Annotated in this window: 20 protein-coding genes; 7 read left to right on the top strand and 13 right to left on the bottom strand. The window is 65.4% G+C overall.

What is annotated here, in order from left to right; genetic code table 11:
* Nucleotides 1–132: 132 nt before the first annotated feature.
* The 6 genes from rplI to ppsA all read right to left on the bottom strand — a co-directional run bounded on the left by rplI (nucleotide 133) and on the right by ppsA (nucleotide 4,725).
* The gene (gene rplI, locus ACSFBF_RS15985; protein WP_258353962.1) at nucleotides 133–585 is read right to left on the bottom strand and encodes a 50S ribosomal protein L9; all 453 of its coding nucleotides are present in this window, start codon (nucleotides 583–585) and stop codon (nucleotides 133–135) included.
* Nucleotides 586–597: 12 nt separating this feature from the next.
* Nucleotides 598–879 carry a 30S ribosomal protein S18 gene (gene rpsR / locus ACSFBF_RS15980; protein WP_007830781.1) on the bottom strand — a complete coding sequence of 94 codons (282 nt, stop codon included), beginning with the start codon at nucleotides 877–879 and terminating at the stop codon, nucleotides 598–600.
* A gap of 21 nt (nucleotides 880–900) precedes the next feature.
* Entirely contained in the window at nucleotides 901–1,215 is a 315-nt protein-coding gene (gene priB, locus ACSFBF_RS15975; protein ID WP_093051097.1) for a primosomal replication protein N, read from the bottom strand.
* Between the two features lie 4 nt (nucleotides 1,216–1,219).
* On the bottom strand, nucleotides 1,220–1,594 hold the full coding sequence (gene rpsF / locus ACSFBF_RS15970) for a 30S ribosomal protein S6 (RefSeq protein WP_093051100.1): 375 nt from the start codon (nucleotides 1,592–1,594) through the stop codon (nucleotides 1,220–1,222).
* A gap of 116 nt (nucleotides 1,595–1,710) precedes the next feature.
* Nucleotides 1,711–2,208 carry a hypothetical protein gene (locus ACSFBF_RS15965; RefSeq protein WP_435468531.1) on the bottom strand — a complete coding sequence of 166 codons (498 nt, stop codon included), beginning with the start codon at nucleotides 2,206–2,208 and terminating at the stop codon, nucleotides 1,711–1,713.
* 123 nt (nucleotides 2,209–2,331) lie between these two features.
* Nucleotides 2,332–4,725: a phosphoenolpyruvate synthase gene (gene ppsA / locus ACSFBF_RS15960; RefSeq protein ID WP_435468529.1), complete on the bottom strand. Its 2,394-nt coding sequence runs from the start codon at nucleotides 4,723–4,725 to the stop codon at nucleotides 2,332–2,334.
* A gap of 184 nt (nucleotides 4,726–4,909) precedes the next feature.
* Between ppsA and ppsR the strand changes: the two genes are divergently transcribed.
* Nucleotides 4,910–5,731 (top strand): posphoenolpyruvate synthetase regulatory kinase/phosphorylase PpsR, encoded by an 822-nt coding sequence (gene ppsR / locus ACSFBF_RS15955; RefSeq protein ID WP_435468809.1) that lies wholly within the window; start codon nucleotides 4,910–4,912, stop codon nucleotides 5,729–5,731.
* 49 nt (nucleotides 5,732–5,780) lie between these two features.
* Here ppsR and ACSFBF_RS15950 read toward each other — a convergent pair whose 3' ends face one another.
* From ACSFBF_RS15950 to ahpC, 7 genes are all read right to left on the bottom strand, one after another.
* Complete coding sequence (locus tag ACSFBF_RS15950; protein WP_435468806.1) at nucleotides 5,781–6,563, bottom strand: heme ABC transporter ATP-binding protein; 783 nt, start codon at nucleotides 6,561–6,563, stop codon at nucleotides 5,781–5,783.
* 26 nt (nucleotides 6,564–6,589) lie between these two features.
* Nucleotides 6,590–7,624, bottom strand: a complete 1,035-nt coding sequence (locus ACSFBF_RS15945; RefSeq protein ID WP_435468527.1) for a FecCD family ABC transporter permease — start codon at nucleotides 7,622–7,624, stop codon at nucleotides 6,590–6,592.
* A complete protein-coding gene (locus tag ACSFBF_RS15940) occupies nucleotides 7,621–8,523 on the bottom strand; it encodes a heme/hemin ABC transporter substrate-binding protein (RefSeq protein WP_435468525.1) in 903 nt (300 codons plus the stop codon). The genes ACSFBF_RS15945 and ACSFBF_RS15940 overlap by 4 nt, the downstream gene beginning before the upstream one ends.
* Nucleotides 8,520–9,620, bottom strand: coding sequence for a hemin-degrading factor (locus tag ACSFBF_RS15935; RefSeq protein ID WP_435468804.1), 1,101 nt, complete (start codon nucleotides 9,618–9,620; stop codon nucleotides 8,520–8,522). The genes ACSFBF_RS15940 and ACSFBF_RS15935 overlap by 4 nt, the downstream gene beginning before the upstream one ends.
* A 43-nt stretch (nucleotides 9,621–9,663) precedes the next feature.
* The gene (locus tag ACSFBF_RS15930; RefSeq protein WP_435468523.1) at nucleotides 9,664–11,877 is read right to left on the bottom strand and encodes a TonB-dependent hemoglobin/transferrin/lactoferrin family receptor; all 2,214 of its coding nucleotides are present in this window, start codon (nucleotides 11,875–11,877) and stop codon (nucleotides 9,664–9,666) included.
* A gap of 147 nt (nucleotides 11,878–12,024) precedes the next feature.
* Nucleotides 12,025–13,581: an alkyl hydroperoxide reductase subunit F gene (gene ahpF / locus ACSFBF_RS15925; protein WP_093051121.1), complete on the bottom strand. Its 1,557-nt coding sequence runs from the start codon at nucleotides 13,579–13,581 to the stop codon at nucleotides 12,025–12,027.
* Between the two features lie 91 nt (nucleotides 13,582–13,672).
* Nucleotides 13,673–14,245, bottom strand: coding sequence for an alkyl hydroperoxide reductase subunit C (ahpC, locus tag ACSFBF_RS15920; RefSeq protein WP_093051124.1), 573 nt, complete (start codon nucleotides 14,243–14,245; stop codon nucleotides 13,673–13,675).
* Between the two features lie 255 nt (nucleotides 14,246–14,500).
* Between ahpC and bfr the strand changes: the two genes are divergently transcribed.
* The 6 genes from bfr to ACSFBF_RS15890 all read left to right on the top strand — a co-directional run bounded on the left by bfr (nucleotide 14,501) and on the right by ACSFBF_RS15890 (nucleotide 19,556).
* Complete coding sequence (gene bfr, locus ACSFBF_RS15915) at nucleotides 14,501–14,977, top strand: bacterioferritin (protein ID WP_007830763.1); 477 nt, start codon at nucleotides 14,501–14,503, stop codon at nucleotides 14,975–14,977.
* Between the two features lie 121 nt (nucleotides 14,978–15,098).
* Nucleotides 15,099–15,743, top strand: coding sequence for a PepSY-associated TM helix domain-containing protein (locus ACSFBF_RS15910; protein WP_435468521.1), 645 nt, complete (start codon nucleotides 15,099–15,101; stop codon nucleotides 15,741–15,743).
* A 72-nt stretch (nucleotides 15,744–15,815) separates the two neighbouring features.
* Entirely contained in the window at nucleotides 15,816–16,316 is a 501-nt protein-coding gene (locus ACSFBF_RS15905; protein WP_371127353.1) for a DUF2271 domain-containing protein, read from the top strand.
* Nucleotides 16,317–16,372: 56 nt separating this feature from the next.
* Complete coding sequence (locus ACSFBF_RS15900; protein ID WP_435468519.1) at nucleotides 16,373–17,182, top strand: DUF4198 domain-containing protein; 810 nt, start codon at nucleotides 16,373–16,375, stop codon at nucleotides 17,180–17,182.
* Nucleotides 17,183–17,196: 14 nt separating this feature from the next.
* Nucleotides 17,197–18,201, top strand: a complete 1,005-nt coding sequence (locus tag ACSFBF_RS15895; RefSeq protein ID WP_435468517.1) for an FAD:protein FMN transferase — start codon at nucleotides 17,197–17,199, stop codon at nucleotides 18,199–18,201.
* The gene (locus ACSFBF_RS15890; protein ID WP_435468515.1) at nucleotides 18,177–19,556 is read left to right on the top strand and encodes a sulfite reductase subunit alpha; all 1,380 of its coding nucleotides are present in this window, start codon (nucleotides 18,177–18,179) and stop codon (nucleotides 19,554–19,556) included. Before ACSFBF_RS15895 ends, ACSFBF_RS15890 begins: the two co-directional genes overlap by 25 nt.
* Nucleotides 19,557–19,637 lie beyond the last annotated feature (81 nt).

Raw genomic sequence — 19,637 nt, 5'->3', positions numbered from 1 at the left:
TGCGCGTGTGGACAAGGTTGTGAATAAACGGTGATCTTCCAGTGCAGTCGGCTGGAAAACTCGGGCGCAGAAAAAGAAAAGCCGCCCGAAGGCGGCTTTTGCTGCAGCGCACAGGCGCTGTGGACGATCAGATCAGGCGGTTTCGCCGTACACCGTCACGGTGATGTCGACCACGACGTCGGTGTGCAGGGCCACGCTCACGGTGCTGTCGCCAACAACCTTGATCGGGCCGTTGGGCAGGCGCACTTGCGACTTGGCAACCTTGTAGCCTTGCTTGCCCAGTTCTTCGGCGATGTCGCCGTTGGTGACCGAGCCGAACAGACGGCCGTCGACGCCAGCCTTTTGCGTCAGCTTGATGGTCGTGCCACCGAGCTTTTCGCCTTGAGCTTGCGATTCGGCCAGCTTGGCGGCCGCAGCCTTTTCGAGTTCGGCGCGCTTGGCTTCGAATTCGGCCTTGTTGGCGGCGGTGGCGCGGCGGGCGCGGCCCGTCGGGATCAGGAAGTTGCGTGCGTAGCCGTCCTTGACCTTGACGATGTCGCCCAAGGCGCCGACGTTGACAACCTTGTCCAGAAGAATGATTTGCATGGTGTCGACTCCTTAGACGCGGTGCTGGTCGCTGTACGGCACCATGGCCAGGAAGCGCGCGCGCTTGATGGCGGTGTTCAGCTGACGTTGGTAGATCGCGCGCGTGCCGGTCAGGCGGGCGGGGATGATCTTGCCGTTTTCGCTGATGAAGTCACGCAGCGTGTCGATGTCCTTGTAGTCGATTTCCTCGACGCCAGCGACGGTGAAGCGGCAGAAGCGCTTGCGCTTGAACAGCAGCGACTGGGTGTTGCGCTTCGGGCGCTTGTCTTTGTTGAATTTCTTGAACGTGGCCATTTGGGGACCTCTTGTCGAAAATTAATCTTGCTGAAAATCCTGGATGTGCAGGACCGGATGCTTGCCGTTGCCCGGTGTCGCGAGAAAACCCTGAAAACGCCAGAGACTTCCCATCGACTGCTTTGCGAGCCGTTCGGCGATAGCGCCGAAGGCAACGGCCTTGAGGGCCGTCTTCACCTGCCTGGGTTTACCTGCCTCCTGGAGCGTCGACTCGTGTTCGAGCTTCAGGTCAATGGCGGGCAAGCCGGCTGGCGTGAATCGCAATGCTCCGAGTTCGGCAACGGAGGCGGTCAGCAGAAGCTGGTTGACCCCGGTTGCCGCAGCGGCAGCAGTCACGCCATCAGTTGTTGTTGGCGGCGTATTCGGCCTGCTGGGCCTTGCGAGCCTCTTCGCGCTCGACCGTCTTCATCATCGACGAAGGACCGGTTTCGGCCTTCTTCTTCTGAACGGTCAGGTGGCGCAGCACGGCGTCGTTGAACTTGAACGCGTGTTCGAGTTCGCCCATCACGGTTTGCTCAGCTTCGATGTTGACGCACAGATAGTGGGCCTTGTTGAGCTTGTTGATCTGGTAAGCCAGCTGACGGCGGCCCCAGTCTTCAACGCGGTGGATCTTGCCGCCGCCGGCCGTGATCAGGCCCTTGTAGCGCTCCAGCATGGCCGGAACTTGTTCGCTCTGATCCGGGTGGATCAGCAAAATGATTTCGTAGTGACGCATGGCACTCCTTGTGGATTCTTCCGAAGAAGAGGAAAAGCCACCTGCAGCGTCGGGCGCAGTGTGGCAAGGCAAAGCCGGCGATTATAGCCCTGTAGCGCGCACTTCGGCAAGCTGCCTCAGTCGTTGAGGGCCTTGTCCAGGGCGGAGGCCTTTTCCGGGCCCACCGCCGCCCGGATCTTGGGCGCCAGCGCCAGAAGGTCTTCGTAGCTCGTCGTGCCCTCGACCTGCAGGTTGAGCCGGAAGCCCATCAGGCCAAGGCTGCCGGTGAGTTGGGTGGCGATGGGATAGGCGTCCTTGTAGCGCTGCTGCTTGCTGCGCCCGGAGGAGCCCACAGCGGGAGCAGCGGGTGCGGCCGGCGCGACCGGTTTCGCCACTGCCTCGGCGGATGCGCCTCCAGCGGCCGGCGGTGCTGCACTGCCCTCCGCCGGTTCGAGCAGCCCCAGCGTCACCATCTGGTCGATGTCTTCGCGGGCAATGCCCATGCCGTTGGCCAGCACCTCATCGACCGAGCGCTTGCCATCGAACAGGATGAAGGCCGAGCGCTGACGCGGCGACAGGGGGACCGAGCGGTCCTTGAGAACCTGATGGCCTGTTTGCGTCTTGACAAGAATCATGGTGGTCTTCCCTTCCGGGATGCGCCCGTGAATCTCACAAGTCTGGCATCAATTACGCAATTCGTTTCAATAACACCCCACTGCCGCGGGAATCCCCCCATGGGGATTTCCGCAGTCCGGGCTTCAGCGCTTGGCGAGCTGCTGCCAGGTGTCGATCACGCTGTCGGGGTTCAGCGAGATCGATTCGATCCCCTCCTCCGCCAGCCACAGCGCGAAGTCCGGGTGGTCGCTGGGGCCCTGGCCGCAGATGCCGACGTACTTGCCCTCGGCCTTGCAGGCCTTGATGACGCGGCTCAGCAGCGCCTTGATGGCCGGGTCGCGCTCGTCGAAGTCGGCGGCCAGCAGCTCGAGGCCCGAGTCGCGGTCCAGGCCCAGCGTGAGTTGGGTCAGGTCGTTCGAGCCGATCGAGAAGCCGTCGAAGAACTTCAGGAACTCCTCGGGCAGGATGGCGTTGCTCGGCACCTCGCACATCATGATCAGCTTGAGGTCGTTCTCGCCGCGCTTCAGCCCATGCTCACCCAGCAGCGTGGTCACGCGCTCGGCCTGGCCCAGGGTGCGCACGAAGGGCACCATGATCTGCACGTTGGTCAGGCCCATGTCGTTGCGCACGCGCTTCAGCGCTTCGCACTCCATGGCAAAGGCTTCGCCGAAATCGGCGCTCAGGTAGCGCGCGGCGCCACGGAAGCCCAGCATCGGGTTTTCTTCTTCCGGCTCGTAGCGGCTGCCGCCGATCAGCTTGCGGTACTCGTTCGACTTGAAGTCCGAGAGGCGCACGATGACCTTCTTGGGCCAGAAGGCGGCCGCGATGGTCGCGATGCCTTCGGCCACCTTGTCGACGTAGAAGGCACGCGGCGAGGCGTGGCCGCGGGCCACCGACTCGACAGCCTTCTTCAGGTCGTTGTCGACGTTCGGGTAGTCGAGGATCGCCTTCGGGTGCACGCCGATGTTGTTGTTGATGATGAACTCGAGCCGCGCGAGGCCCACGCCGTGGTTCGGCAGCTGCGCGAAGTCGAAGGCGAGCTGGGGGTTGCCCACGTTCATCATCAGCTGGATGTCGATCTCGGGCATCACGCCGCGCTGCACTTCGGTCACTTCGGTTTCGAGCAGGCCGTCGTAGATGAAGCCGGTGTCGCCCTCGGCGCAGCTCACCGTGACCAGCGTGCCGTCTTTCAGCAGGTCGGTGGCGTCGCCGCAACCGACCACGGCCGGAATGCCCAGTTCACGCGCGATGATGGCCGCGTGGCAGGTGCGCCCGCCACGGTTGGTGACGATGGCGGCAGCGCGCTTCATCACCGGCTCCCAGTTGGGGTCGGTCATGTCGGTGACGAGCACGTCGCCGGCCTGCACCTTGTCCATCTCGCTGATGTTGTGCACCAGCCGCACGGGGCCGGTGCCGATCTTCTGGCCGATGGCACGGCCTTCGGCCAGCACGGCGCCCTTGCCCAGCAGCTTGTAGCGCTGCTCGGCCTTGCCCTGCTGCTGGCTCTTCACCGTCTCGGGACGCGCCTGCAGGATGTACAGCTGGCCGTCGGTGCCGTCCTTGCCCCACTCGATGTCCATGGGGCGGCCATAGTGCTCTTCGATGACCAGCGCGTACTTGGCGAGCTGCTCGACATCGGCGTCGCTCAGCGAGTAGCGGTTGCGCTGCTCGGCCTTGACGTCGGTGGTCTTCACCAACTTGCCGGTCGCCTTTTTCTCTTCGGGCGTGGCGAACTCCATCTGGATCAGCTTGGAGCCGAGGTTGCGGCGGATCACCGCGCGCTTGCCGGCGCGCAGCGTCGGCTTGTGCACGTAGAACTCGTCGGGGTTCACGGCGCCCTGCACCACCGTTTCGCCCAAACCGTAGCTCGATGTGATGAACACCACCTGGTCGAAGCCCGATTCAGTGTCGATGGTGAACATCACGCCAGCAGCGCCGAGGTCGGAGCGCACCATGCGCTGCACACCGGCCGACAGCGCGACCACGTCGTGCTCGAAGCCCTTGTGCACGCGGTAGCTGATGGCGCGGTCGTTGTAGAGGGAGGCGAACACCTCCTTCATCTTGTGCAGCACGTCGTCGATGCCGACCACGTTCAGGAAGGTTTCCTGCTGGCCCGCGAAGGAGGCGTCGGGCAGGTCTTCGGCGGTGGCCGACGAGCGCACGGCGAACGAGGCAGCCGGGTTGCCGGCGCTCAGCGTGGCAAAGGCCTCGCCGATGGCTTTCTGCAGGTCGGCGGGAAACGGCTGGGCTTCGACCATGGCGCGGATCTCGGCGCCGGCGGTGGCCAGTGCGCGCACGTCCTCGGTGTCCAGCGCGGCGAGCCGCTTGCTGATCTTGTCGGCCAGGCCGTCGTGGGCCAGGAACTGGCGGAATGCGTGCGCCGTGGTCGCGAAACCGGTGGGCACCCGCACGCCTTGCGGCAGCTGCGAGATCATTTCGCCGAGGCTGGCGTTCTTGCCGCCAACCGCCTCGACGTCGGTCATTCTCAGGTTTTCAAACGGTACGACCAGGGCGGTCGCGTCGAAAAGTGCAGACATGGGGAAGCTCCAGAAGTTGAAACCGGTGCCGCATGCAGACGGCGCGGCACGATCGTTGTCGTTGCTTTGGGTGCGGTCGCGGTGTGCATGGAAAGAATGGGGGGTTGGGAAGCGGATTCCCGATAATGGCCCGGATTGTAGGCGTGGCAAGGTTGCACGCGCCGCAGGACAAGGCCGCATGACCATGCACTCACGCACTGTTTTCTTCATTTCCGACGGTACGGGCATCACTGCCGAGACCTTTGGCAACGCCGTTCTCGCCCAGTTCGAGATGAAACCGCGCCATGTTCGACTACCTTTTACCGACACGGTCGACAAGGCGCACCAGGCGGTGCGGCAGATCAATCACACGGCCGAACTCGAGGGCGTGCGCCCCATCGTCTTCACCACGCTGGCCAACATGGACGTGCTGGAAGTGATCGAAACCGGCTGCAAGGGCATGCTGCTGGACATGTTCGGCACCTTCGTGCGGCCGCTCGAGATCGAGCTGGCAGTGAAGTCGAACCACCGCATCGGCCGCTTCAGCGACGTCAGCAAGAGCAAGGAATACAACGACCGCATCGCCGCGATCGACTTCAGCCTGCAGCACGACGACGGCCAGAGCAACCGCGACCTCGAGGGCGCCGACGTGATCCTGGTGGGTGTGAGCCGCAGCGGCAAGACGCCGACCTCGCTCTACCTGGCGATGCAGCACGGCCTGAAAGCCGCCAACTACCCGCTGATTCCGGAAGATTTCGACCGCCGGCAGCTGCCGCCGGCCCTGATCCCGCATCGCAAGAAGATCTTCGGCCTGACCATCCAGCCCGAGCGGCTCAGCGAAATCCGCAATGAGCGCCGACCGAATTCGCGCTACGCCAGCCTGGAGAACTGCCGCCACGAGGTGAGCGAGGCCGAGGCGATGATGCGGCGCGCCGGCATCCGCTGGCTGTCGACGACCACCAAGTCGATCGAGGAAATCGCGACCACGATCCTGCAGGAGTTGCGGCCCGAGCGGCTGGTCTACTGAGGTCGGTTGCTATCTTTTGGATAGCAAGCAGCGACATCAGCGACAAGAGCTACCCGAAAAGATACTGGACCGTGCCGTCCGCGCTCGTCACGGGCTGGCACGGCGTGCCCCAGACCGCCTCGATCAGCCCCGGCTGCAGCACTTCAGCCGCCGCCCCCTGCATCAGCCCGCCCGAAGCACCGCCCAGCACCACCACCTCGTCGGCATAGCGCCGCGCCAGGTTCAGGTCGTGCAGCACGGCCACCACGCCCACACCGCGCGCGGCCCAGGCGCGCAGCAGGCGCATCGCCGAATGCTGGTGCGCGAGGTCCAGAGCCGCGGTGGGCTCGTCTAGCAGCAGCCAGCGGGTCGCGCCGTCGGGCCGCGGATGCCACAGTTGGGCAAGCGCCCGCGCCATGTGGGCCCGCGCTTTCTCTCCGCCCGACAGGGTGTTGAGGATGCGCGGCGCCAGCGCCGACACGTCGGTCAGCGCCATCGCCTCGTCGATGATCGCGTCCTCGTCGCGGCCCGGCGATCGGCGATGCGGATAGCGGCCCAGCGCCACGATCTCCTGCGCGGTGAAGTCGAAGGCAACCGCGCTCTCCTGCGGCATCAGGGCCCGGCGCAGCGCCAGCGCCGGCATGCCGTGGTCTTCGAGCAGGCGACCGTCGAGCGTCACGCTGCCCCGCGTCGGCGCACGCTGGCCGGCCAGCACCGAGAGCAGCGTCGACTTGCCGGCGCCATTGGGGCCGAGGATGGCTGTCACCCGGCCCGGCGCCAGGTGAACCGAAGCGCCGGCGAGCAACGTCTTCGCCCCGACGCGGACCTCCACACCGGCGCAGCACAGCGCCATCGGATCGCGTGATGTCACCGCCGCAGTCATATGCGCCCCTTGAAGTGCCGCAGCATCCACAGGAACATCGGCACGCCGATGAACGCCGTGAGCACGCCCAGCGGCAGTTCGGCCGGCGCCATCACCGTGCGTGCCACGGTGTCGGCCGCCAGCACCAGAGCAGCGCCCAGCAGGGCGGAGGCCGGCAACACCACGCGGTGATCGGGCCCCGCCACCATGCGCACCCAGTGCGGCGCAATCAGACCGATGAAGCCGATGATCCCGGTCGTCGCCGTCACAGCCCCCACGGCCACGGCCGTGACGACGATGGCGGCCCGCTTGATGCGTTCGACGTCCACGCCGAGCAGCGCCGCTTGCGCCTCGCCCAGCGCAATGGCATTCAGTGGCGCGGCCAGCGACCGCGCCGCCACGCATGACAGCAGCACCGCCGCGCCGACCAGCAGCACGGCGCTCCAGCGCGCCCCGCCCAGGCTGCCCAGCAGCCAGAACTGCAGGCTGCGCAGTTGCTCGTCTGTGGCCATCACGCTGAGAAAACCGAGCCCCGCGCCCGCCAGCGCGTTGACCGCGATGCCCGCCAGCAGCATCAGCGCCATGCGCGTGCCGCCTTCGCTGCGCGACAGGCCGTAGATCAGCAGAGTCACCGACAGCCCGCCGCCGAACGCCATGAGCACCAGCGTCCAGCTGCCGAGCGTGCGCGGCAGCACGGGCCACAGCCATGCGCCGAGGATGATCGTGACGCCCGCCGCCAGCGCCGCGCCGCTGCTGATGCCCACCAGCCCCGGGTCAGCCAGCGGGTTGCGAAACAGCCCCTGCATCAGCGTGCCCGCCATGCCAAGCCCCGCGCCCGCCGCCACGCCGAGCACGAGGCGCGGCAGGCGGATGTTGAGAAACACCAGGTGCTCGGGCGACTTGTCGGCGCCCTGCCCCAGCGAGGTCAGCACGCCCCAGAGCTGCGACAGGCTGATGGCATACGCACCCGAAACGGCCCCCACCACGAAGGCTGCGACGAGCAGCAGCGCGCTGCCGCCCAGCACGGCCCGTGCCGTGAAGCGCTGGCTCATGCCAGGGCTGCGAGAAATTTCTCGTGCAGGTCGGAGACAGCCACCGGCATGCGCGGGCCGAAGCCCAGCAGCAGCAAGGCGTCCTGCGTGATCAGGCTGCGCTTCTTGAACGCCGGCGTGAGCGCAAGCTCGGGCCGTTGCCAGAACTTGTCGATGCCACCGTGGGCTTCGATGCTTTGCGTGCTGGTGAGGATGATGTCGGGCGCGGCGCTGGCCATGGCTTCGGCGGTCATCGGCCTGTAGCCCTGGAAGCCGCCGAGCGCGTTGACCCCGCCCGCAAGGCCGATCACCGAATGCGCGGCGGTCTTCTCGCCCGAAACCTGCGGGCTGGCGCTGTGCGACAGCACGAACAGCACGCGCGGCTTGCGCCCCTTCGAGGTAGCAGTCACACGCTGCTGCACCTGACTCCATTCAGCATCGAGCTTCGCCTGCAGCTCGCGCGCCTGCGCCTCGCGCGCGGCCGCGCGACCAACGGCCTGCACCTTGCGCTGCACCTCGCCCCAGCTGTGGTCGGCCTCGATGATCTCGACCTTCACGCCCGCGCTGCGCACCTGGTCGAGCACCACGGCGGGGCCCGATTCATTGGTCGCAATGATCGCGTCAGGCTTCAGCGACAGCAGGCCCTCGGCCGACAGCTGGCGCATGTAGCCCACCTTCGGCGTGGCGCGCGCGGCAGCGGGGTACAGGCTGGTGGTGTCGGTGCCGACGAGTTGCGCTTCCGCGCCCAGCAGGTAGACGACTTCGGTGATCGCGCCGCTGACGGTCACGAGCTTGGGCAGCTTCGCGTCCTGCGCGAACAGGGGCAACGCGGCGGCGCCCAGCGACGAGGCGCCGAACAGGCGCAACACGTCGCGGCGATGCAGCGGAAAGCGGGCGTTCATTTCGTGAGAGGCGGTCATGGGGTTTCGGTCGTGGATTGAAGACGCGGCAGCTCGCGCACGATGCGCCGCCACTCCTCGCGCTCCGGCATGCCGGGCTTGCGCGCACCGAAGAACATCGCCATCAGCTCGCCCTGCTGGTCGAAGGCTTCGACCGATGTCACGACGCCGTCGCTGGTCGGCTTCTCGACGATCCAGACGCTGGCGATGCGGTCTTCGCGCAGGTGCAGGTTGAAGCCCGGGTCGAGCACGTTGAGCCAGCGCATCGGCGTTGCGTTCTCGCCGTGGCCCTTCATTTCCATCGGCTCGATGCGCACCACCGGGCCGGAGTGGATCTGGATGCAACCCGGGCTGCCCACGAACACCATGATCGGGGTGCCGTCGAACGCGGCTTCGTTCAGCAGGCCGCTGATGGCGCTCAGTTCGGCGCGCTGCGTGAACTCGCCTTCGGTCAGACGAAAGCTCTGCTGGCGCTCCACGCCGAACTTGTTCAGCAGGCCGAAGAACTCGTGCGTGTCCTGCATGCCGCGCCAGGCCTCGGCGAGGCCTGGCGTATCGATGGTGCTGTCTTCGCGCGGTACAGCCTTGTCCTCGGGCGCGAGGAACACCACCGGTTCGTCGGGCGCGGTGAAGCTGTCGACGACCGACTGGAACGCGTCGCGGTCGGTGGCGTCGCGCACGAAGATCTTGTGCACGGCCACGCCTTGGGGATTGAAGAACTGCAGGCTCAGCGAAGGCGGCACACCCGGGTTGGCCGCCGCCTCGCTCACCGCGAAGCCCGCATGCCAGCGGCTGAAGAACAGCCGCAGGTCGATGGCTTCGCCCAGCGCGATCCCCATCGCGTCGCTGCCCGACACCTTTTCATAGACGCCGGTCTTCTCGTGCACCGTGGTCTCGTTGCGCGTGAGCGCCAGCACGGGGCCGCACAGCTCCAGCGCCTGCAGCAGCTCGACCCACGGGCCGTGCAGGCGCGTGGCGCGCAGGGCCTTGTCGTGGGTGCCGGTGTGCGCAGCCACCGCCGCGCCTTCGGACAGGCCCATGGCAGCGGCGGCGTCCTTGTGGCGCATGCCCTTGGCGCGCAGTTCGGCGAAGCGGTCTCGGATGTCTTCGGCGTTCATCATCGGGTTTCCTTTTTGTGGTGAAAGCGGTGTCGTGCGGCGATCAGAAGTCCGCCACGAGCGACACGTTGAAGCTGCGGCCCGGCTGGGTGTAGGCGTCGCGAATCGTCGAGGTCGAGGTCAGGCCGCGCACGTCGCTCCACATCCAGTAGCGCTTGTTGGTGAGATTGACGATTGCCGCGTTCAGGCGCAAGTCCTTGCGGATGCGCCACTGTGCGCTCAGGTCAAAGGTTGTGGCAGCGGGAGTCCGGAACTGGGTGCCGGTCGTGACCTCGGTGCCGTCGATGTCCGACCACTTCTTGCGCGCGTGATTCACGGCGTCGAGGCGCACGCTCCACACCGGCGCCTGGTACTTGACGCCGACGCTGGCCTTGCTCGGGTCGATCGAGTTGAGCGGCCGGTTGTTGGTGCGGTCGCGCCCGCGCGTCTGGCCGTAGGCGAAGGGCACGGAGAAGCCGTTGCCGTTGTTGGTGAAGTCGAGTTCGCCCTTGATCTCGAAGCCGCTGATGCGCGCGCGCCCGATGTTCACCGACTGGAAGGTCGCCGGATTGGTGCGCGAGCCGAACACGCCGCCGACCTGCCGGTCGTTCTCGATCAGGTCCTTGTAGTCGCCGGTGAACGCGGCCAAGTCGAAGCTCAGCACGCCGGTGCGCCCGCGCAGGCCGAGTTCGATGTTCTGGCTCTTCTCGGGCTTGAGATTCGGGTTGGGAATCGTCTTGTAGCCCGAGATCACGTTCTCGAAGAAGTTGTTGACCTGGAACGCATTGGGCGCCTTGAAGCCCGAGGCGTAGTTACCGTACACGCTCCACTGCGGCGTTGCGCGGAACAACACACCGAGCTTGGGCGACACGGCCGAGCCCGAGAGCGACACGGCCTGCGCGCCGAAGCCGGCCTGCTTCGCGTCAAGCGAAAAGCGGTCGAAGCGAATGCCCGGGGTGATGCTCCAGCGGTCGTGGATGAACTCGTCCTGCACGTAGAACGCAGACGAGGTCTCGCGCGTGTCGGGAAAGCGCTTGAGCGGATAGGTCTCGCCGGCCGGCGGCACCAGGCCTGTTTGCAGGTTCTCGACGTTGGTGCGCGTGTAGTCGAAGCCGTAGGTGATCTTCTGCGCCCAGTCGCCCGTGCGCACGGTCTTGTCGGCCTGCAGGCCGAACTGCCAGGTGCTTTCGTCGTAGGTGACGTCGCGCGTGCGGTCGGCGGCGGTGAAGCGGTCTTCGTAGATGAACTCGCGCGACTTCGCCTTCTGGTAGCTCACCACGGCGAGCAGGCTGTCGGCCATGAGGGAGTTCAGGCGCAGGCGGCCGTCGTAGGTGAAGCGGTCGCGCTGCAGATCGTTCTTCGCGTTGAGGCCGATGACCGAGGTGGACGCATACGGCGGCTTGGCGACGCCCGAGAGCAGGTCGTAGCGGCTGGTCTTCTCGATGTGCTCGAAGGTGAAGCCGTGGCGCTGGTCGGCATTGGGCGTGAGGATGACCTTGGCCAGCAGCGCCTTGTTGCGGTCGCGCTCGGGGTTAGGCGTGGTGCGGTCGACGTTGGCGGCGTTGTTGGTGCCCATGTTCTCCAGCGCGCTGGAGCGGCCCATGTTGGCCGAGATCAGCCACTGCAGCGTGTCGTTGGCCTTGCCCGCGAGCGTGACGCCGCCATGCGTGCCGTTGTCGTCGCCGCTGTAGCCGATGCTGGCGCTGCCACCAAAGCTCTTGCCGTCGCGCAAGTAGGACGACGGATCGCGCGTGATGAAGTTCACCAGGCCCGCCAGGCCGTCGGAGCCATAGAGCGCGGAGGCCGGGCCCTTGATGATCTCGATGCGCTCGACGAGGCTGATGTCGAAGTAGTCTCGCCCGAAGGCGTTGGCGCTGAAGACGTAGCTGCGTGGCGTGCGGATGCCGTCCGTGAGCAGCAGCACGCGGTTGCCATCGAGGCCACGGATGTTGAAGCCCGCATTGCCGTCGCGGCCGGTGTTGCCCTGCGCGAGGCCGAAGCGCGCGGGGGCGCGCTTGACGGACACGTTGGGCAAGTCGCGCACCGCGTCGCGGATGTCAGTGATCTGCTTCGATTCGATGTCGTCGCGGTTGATGACCTCGGTGCTCACCGGAAGATCGTCCCTCGCCTGCTCCGAGCGCGAGCCGCTCACCACCACTTCATTGAGCGCCGCGACGCGCTGAGCCCACGAGGGTGCCGAAAGACCGAGCCCGGAGGCGATCAGGCACGGCAGGAGAGCGAGGCGATGGGAGGGACGTCGGTTGAGTTTGGAGGCCACGAAAAAGGTCCAGAAACAGTTAAGGAACTGCTTGCTGGACCTTCGGGCGCAGAAGACTGCGCGAACGACCTGGCTGGCAATGGAGGGCTGTTGCCCGAGCTTTTTATTGTATGAGAATAATTCTCATCTAAACAACTTAAGGCTTACTCATGCAGGGGCCGATGTGCGGATCAGATGGTCGAACGCACCGAGCGCCGCCTTCGCGCCGTCGCCGGCCGCGATGATGATCTGCTTGAACGGCACCGTGGTTGCGTCACCCGCCGCGAACACGCCCGGCACCGAGGTCTGGCCGCGTGCGTCGACGATGATTTCGCCGTGCTTCGACAGCTCGACCGTGCCCTTGAGCCAGTCGGTGTTGGGCACGAGGCCGATCTGGATGAACACGCCTTCGAGCTCGACCTTTTTCAGCTCGCCCGTGGCGCGGTCCTTGTAGACCAGGCCGTTGACCTTCTGGTCGCCGGTGATCTCGGTGGTCTGTGCGTTGGTGAACACGTCGACGTTCTTCAGGCTCCTGAGCTTGCGCTGCAGCACGGCGTCGGCGCGCAGTTGCGTGTCGAACTCGATCAGCGTGACGTGACCCACGATGCCGGCCAGGTCGATCGCCGCTTCGACGCCCGAGTTGCCGCCACCGATCACCGCCACGCGCTTGCCCTTGAACAGCGGGCCGTCGCAGTGCGGGCAGTAGGCCACGCCCTTGTTCTTGAACTCGTGCTCGCCGGGCACATTGATGTTGCGCCAGCGCGCGCCGGTCGAAATGATGACCGACTTGCTCTTGAGCGACGCGCCGCTTTCGAGCTTCACCTCGATGAGGTCGCTGCCGGGTACCAGCGCTTTTGCGCGCTGCAGATTCATGATGTCGACCTCGTAGTCGCGCACATGCTCTTCGAGCGCGTGGGCGAACTTCGGTCCTTCGGTTTCCTTGATCGAGATGAAGTTCTCGATGCCCATGGTGTCGAGCACCTGGCCGCCGAAACGCTCGGAGGCAACGCCGGTGCGGATGCCCTTGCGCGCTGCGTACACAGCGGCTGCGGCACCGGCGGGGCCACCGCCGACGATCAGCACGTCGAACGGGTCTTTAGCTGCGATCTTCTTCGCTTCGCGCTCGACGCCGCTGGTGTCGATCTTGGCGAGGATTTCTTCCAGGCTCATGCGGCCCTGGCCGAACTCGGTGCCGTTGAGGAACACGGTGGGCACGGCCATGATCTGGCGTTCCTTCACTTCTTCCTGGAAGGTGCCGCCTTCGATCATCGTGGTGCGGATGCGCGGGTTCTGCACCGCCATCAGGTTCAGCGCCTGGACCACGTCGGGGCAGTTGTGGCAGGTGAGCGAGACGTAGATCTCGAACTCGAAATCGCCGTCGAGCGCCTTGATCTGGTCGAGCACTGCTTGCTCGACCTTCGGGGGATAGCCGCCGATCTGCAGCAACGCAAGGATCAGCGACGTGAATTCATGGCCCATCGGCAGGCCGGCAAAACGCGGGCCGTGGTTTTCGCTCGGGCGGTTGACCGAGAACGAGGGCTTGCGATGGTTGTCGTCGCGGCTTTCGGTCAGCTTGACCAGCGGGGACGATTCGGCAACGTCCTTCAGCAGCGACAGCATTTCGCCCGAGGCCTTGCTGTCGTCGAGCGAGGCGACGATCTCGATCGGCTGCGTGGCGCGCTCGAGGTAACTCTTCAATTGGGCTTTGGTGCTTGCGTCGAGCATGAAAGACTCTCTTTCGATAACTGAAAACTATCAACTGGGGACAAAAAAGCCCGGGGCCTCGTGAGCGCCCGGGCTTTCGCGCGGGAAGCGCTTAGATCTTGCCGACGAGGTCGAACGAGGGCTTCAGCGTTTCGGCGCCTTCGGTCCACTTGGCGGGGCAAACTTCACCGGGGTGAGCGGCGACGTACTGGGCTGCCTTCACGCGGCGCAGCAGTTCGGCGGCGTCGCGGCCGATGCCGTTGTCGTGCACTTCGATGGTCTTGATCTTGCCTTCGGGGTCGATCACGAAGGTGCCACGGTAGGCCAGGCCGGCGTCTTCGCCTTCTTCGATCAGCACCTGGAAGGCGCGGGCCAGTTGCTGGCTCGGGTCGCCGATCAGCGGGTACTGGACCTTGCCGATGGTGTCCGAGGTGTCGTGCCATGCCTTGTGGGTGAAGTGGGTGTCGGTCGACACGCCATACACCTCGACGCCGAGCTTCTGGAATTCAGCGTAGTGGTCGGCCAGGTCGCCGAGTTCCGTGGGACACACGAACGTAAAGTCCGCCGGGTAGAACACCACGACCGACCATTTGCCCTTGAAGTTGTCGTTGCTGACGGGCACGAACTTGCCGTTGTGATACGCGGTGGCCTTGAAGGGAATGATTTCGGTATTGATCAGGGACATGCTGGTTCCTAGTGGTGGTGACTGATGAAAAGGGCGAAGCATCAGTATAACTACCAATCCAGATATTTTGATAGTTGATATCTATCAAAAGTATTGCAAGTCGCTATGTTCACGATGAGCCTGGAGCCTCCTTTTCGAGGTCGCAATACGAACGTGTATCACCATCACACGCATGCAGACCGGCGCAGCATGGGATTGCTTGCAAGTGCCACTGCGCCCCTCTGACAATCGCTGCTTTCAGAACAAGGAAAAACCATGAAGGGCGACCCCAAGGTCATCGAACATCTGCAGGCGCAGCTCAAGAACGAGCTCACCGCAATCAACCAGTACTTCCTCCACTACCGCATGCTCAAGCACTGGGGTCTGGATAAGCTGGCGAAGAAGGAATACGAGGAATCGATCGGCGAAATGAAGCACGCCGACAAGCTGATGGACCGCATCTTCATGCTCGACGGCCTGCCGAACCTGCAGGACCTGGGCAAGTTGAACATCGGCGAAGACGTGCCCGAACTGCTGCGCTGCGATCTCGGCGCGGAAACCGGCGCGCAGGCCACCATCAAGGACGGCATCGCGCATTGCGAATCGGTGCGCGACTATGTCTCGCGCGATCTGCTGCAAGAGATCCTGGACGACACCGAAGAGCACATCGACTTCCTCGAAACCCAGATCGACCTGATCGACAAGGTCGGGGTACAGAACTACCTGCAATCGCAGATGGGCGAGCTCGAATAAAGCGAGACTTTCGCACCAGCCAATCAACGGGACTTCGGTCCCGTTTTTTATTGCTTTACGTAACTTAACCACGCACGAATAACAGTCATTCTCATTCGCACGGATAAAATCCGCGCCTTCGATGACTGCCACCCGCCCCGACAACCGCCGCCGTGCCTATTGGCTCAAGACCCTGCACGAATGGCATTGGGTGAGTTCGGCCATCTGCCTCATCGGCATGATCCTGTTCAGCGTCACCGGCTTCACGCTCAACCACGCGGGGCAGATCGAGGCCAAGCCAGCAATCACGAAGCTGAGCGGTTCAGTCGACGAAACCCTGCGCGCGCAGCTCGAAAAGCAGGTACCCGCCGCCAAGGCCCAGAAAGGGAAAGCGCCCCTGCCCCCTGAACTCCAGGCCTGGGTGCAGAAGCACTGGGACGTCGGCACCGCTGGCCGCGAGGCCGAGTGGTCAGACGACGAAATCTACCTGTCGCTCCCCCGCCCCGGCGGCGATGCCTGGCTGCGCCTGAGCCTGGCCGACGGCGAGATCGAATACGAGCGCACCGACCGCGGCTGGCTCTCCTACTTCAACGACCTCCACAAGGGCCGAAACACCGGCGCCGCGTGGAGCTGGTTCATAGACATCTTCGCGGGCGCCGCACTGATCTTCTCGATCACCGGCCTGTTCATTCTCAAGATGCATGCAGGCAACCGGCCGTTCACCTGGCCGATGGTGGGCATGGGGCTGGTCGTGCCGGTGCTGCTCGCGCTGCTGTTCATTCACTGATTCATTCATCAATCGTCGATCCAGGAAAAGAGGTTTCCCGTGCACGTTCGCTATTCACTCGCTCCGCTGGCCATGTCGGCGCTGTTCGCGGCCCCGGCCTTCGCGTCGGGACTGGCCGTCAACATCGAGATTCCCCGGCTGAACGTCTCCGAGTACCACCGCCCCTACGTGGCAACCTGGATCGAGCGCGCCGACAACACCGTCGCCGGCACGCTGGCCGTCTGGTACGACGTGCGCACCAAAACCAACAACCCCGAGGGCGAAGGCACGAAGTGGTTGAAGGACATGCGCCAGTGGTGGCGCCGCGGCGGCCGCGAACTCGCGGTGCCGGTCGATGGCGTGACGGGCGCTACCAAGCCCGCCGGCAAGCACCAGTTGAGCTTCACCGAGGGCACGGCGCCCATGCCCAAGCTCGCACCGGGCGCCTACAAGCTCGTGGTGGAAGCCGCGCGCGAAGTCGGTGGCCGCGAGGTCGTGAGCATTCCCTTCCAGTGGCCGCCGACGGCAGCCGCGCAGCCGACCGCCACGGGCAAGGAAGAGCTCGGCGAGATCAAGCTCGAACTCAAGCCCTGAGCGGCACCGCCCAGCCTTCCGCTTTCACCGCCAGCCCGTCACATCAAGGAACTGCCATGACTCATTTCAATTTGCGCGTTGCCTCTCTCGCCATCGCCCTGTCGGCCGTCGCTTCGCTTGCCCAGGCCCACAACGCCTGGCTGCTGCCCTCTTCCACCGTGTTCTCCAAGGCCGACACCGTGACCGTCGACGCCGCGGTGTCGAACGACCTGTTCGTGGCCAATCACGCACCGCTGCGGCTCGACGGCCTGCAAATCACCGCGCCCGATGGCAGCACCATCAAGCCCGAGACTGAAGCCAAGCTCAAGCTGCGCAACGTGTTCGATGTGAGCGTGGCGCAATCGGGCACCTACCGCATCGCTGTCGTCAATGCCGGCGCCTTCGCGAGCTGGAAGGACAAGGCCACGGGCCAGACCAAGCGTGCGCGCGGCACGGCCGAAACCATCGGCAAGGAAATCCCGGCCGATGCACAAGACGTGACGGTCACCCAGTCAGCCGGCCGCATCGAGACCTTCGTGACGGTCGGCAAGCCTTCTGCGCTCAAGCCGACCGGCCAGGGGCTGGAGCTGATTGCCACCGGCAGCCCGACCGATCTGGTCAAGGGCGAGAAGGCCACCTTCACGCTGAACCTCGACGGCCAGCCCGCCAAGGGCCTCGAAGTGACGGTGACGGCAGGCAACACCCAGTACCGCGACAAGCTCGAGGAAATCAAGCTCAAGACCGACGACAAGGGCCAGTTCAGCGTGACCTGGCCAACCGCCGGCATGTACTGGCTCGACGCCAGCACCAAGGACAACAAGACCACGGTGCCACAAGCCAAGGAACGCCGCCTGAGCTACGCGGCCACCCTTGAAGTGATGCCCTGACACAGCAAGCCACCTTGGGCATTTCGTTCAGCACCTGGCGCGCTGGCGGCTACGCCAACGCAGCCGTACCGCGCCCCGCCGATCCCGCGACCCTGCAGCAGTTGGGCGGACAGACCATGGGCACCACCTGGTCGCTGCGATTCGACAATCCGCGGATGCTGCCGCTGGAGCAGGTGCGCGCGGCCGTCGAGTCGGCGCTTGGGCGCGTGATCGCGCAGATGAGCCACTGGGAGCCGGACTCGGACATCAGCCGCTTCAACCGTGCGGCTGCCGGGTCGCGGTATGTGCTGCCCGCGGAGTTCGCCGAGGTGATGCGCTGCGCTTCCCGATGGGGAGCGGCCAGCGGTGGCGCGATCGACCCGACGGTCGGTCCGCTCGTCGCTTGCTGGGGCTTTGGCCCCGAAGCGCAGGAAGGCGGCTTGCCCGCTGCAAAGGCCTTGGCCGATGCGCGTGCGCGCGTCGGCTGGTCGCGGCTGGCCTTCGATGCGGCCGATGGCTCGCTGCTGCAAGCAGGCGGCATCGCACTCGATCTTTCGGGCATTGCCAAGGGCTTCGCGGTCGACCATGGCGTCGAGGCGCTGCGCGCACTCGGCCTTGTCGATCTTCTCTTTGAAGTCGGCGGAGAACTCCGAGGCATCGGGCGGCGCCCCGGTGAGCAGCCTTGGCAAGTGCTCGTCGACGGCGACCCGACCAAGGCGCGTCGCGTGGCGCTTGCCGACATGGCCATCGCCACCTCGGGCGACCGATGGCATCAACGCTCGCACGAGGGGCGCCGCTGGTCGCACACCATCGATCCGCGCACGGGCGAGCCGGTCACTCATGCACTGGCCAGCGTCACCGTGCTGCACGCGGAATGCATGCAGGCCGACGCACTGGCTACCGTGCTGACGGTGTTGGGGCCGGATGAAGGATTCGACTTTGCGCAGCAGCATGACATTGCCGCGCTGTTCGTGAGCCATGGCGGCGCATCGCCTGCGGCGAAGGCCACGCGCGCATGGCCCGCACCGGCCGGGGCATGAACGACTTCGGCTTGCGCGCACTTGGCGCGGGTTCCACCGTAGCGGCGTACGCGGCGCTCTGCGCATCGATCTACATGCGCGAGCGCAGGCGTCAAGCCGCTGTCGCGCGCGACGCCGTGGCGCTCTCGGGGAGCGGCGACGAGCCCCCCGTTCTCGTGCTGTTCGCCAGCCAGACGGGCCAGGCCGAAGCCATCGCATGGCAGACCGCAAGGCAGCTGAGCGCCGCAGGCATGCCGGCTCGCGTGATGGAGCTGAACGCGCTCGATACCCCGACGCTGGCCGGCGCGCGGCGCGCGCTCTTCATCGCCAGCACCTACGGCGAAGGCGACGCACCCGATGGCGCCAGCGTGTTCGCCGAGCGCGTGATGAATTCGCCACCCCAGCTGCCTTCGCTGCGCTATGCCGTGCTGGCATTGGGCGACCGCCAGTACGCCAACTTCTGCGGCTTCGGCCGCGCGCTCGACGAGTGGCTGCTGGCGACGGGCGCCAAGCGCGAGTTCGATCGCATCGAGGTCGACAACAGCGACCCTGCTGCACTGGCCACATGGCAAGCGCAATGGGGCGATACGCCAGCGGCCGACGACAGCGCGGTTATCAGCTTCACGCAGTGGCGGCTCATTGCACGCGAGCGGCTCAATCAAGGCAGTGCGGGTGCACCGGTATTCCACCTCGGACTGGTACCGCAGGCCGGCGCGATGCCGCATTGGGCTTCAGGCGACCTGGCGCAGGTGGCGGTGGCGAGCGATCCGGCGCGCCCGCGCGACTATTCGATCTCATCCGTACACGCCGATGGCGAACTGCAGTTGCTCGTCCGGCAGGAGCAGCATCCCGATGGCACGCTTGGCGCGGCATCGGGACTGCTCACGTCCACCCTCAGCATCGGCGACACGGTGGCCCTGCGGCTGCGGCCTCATCGGGGGTTCCGCCTGGATGGCAACGAAGCGCGGCCGCTGATCCTCATCGGCAATGGCACCGGCCTGGCTGGCCTGCGCGCGCACCTGCGGGCCCGTGCCGCCGCGGGCAGGCACGACAACTGGCTGGTGTTCGGCGAACGCCAGGCCGCCCACGACCTTCTTTACCGCGAAGAACTCGAAGCCTGGCAAGCCAACGGCGTGCTGCAGCGGCTCGACATGGTGTTCTCGCGCGATCAGGCGGAGCGCTTCTATGTCCAGCACCGGCTGCTGCAGTCGGCCGACACCCTGCTGCGGTGGCTGCACGACGGCGCGGCCGTCTATGTCTGCGGAAGCCTCCAAGGCATGGCGTCGGGCGTGGATGCCGCGTTGCGGCAGGTTGCGGGCGAGGCGCTGGTGAATGAGCTGACAACCAGCGGGCGCTATCGCCGCGATGTCTATTGAGGCCTGCGCGCCTTGCGTCAGTTGCGCGATAGCAACAGAAAGCAAAACTTTCGGATTAGAAAGGGCTCCATCTGCGCCTCT

This window comes from Variovorax nivicola, assembly GCF_051216475.1.
Lineage (GTDB): Bacteria > Pseudomonadota > Gammaproteobacteria > Burkholderiales > Burkholderiaceae_C > Variovorax.
This window is presented reverse-complemented; position numbering and strand designations above follow the sequence as displayed.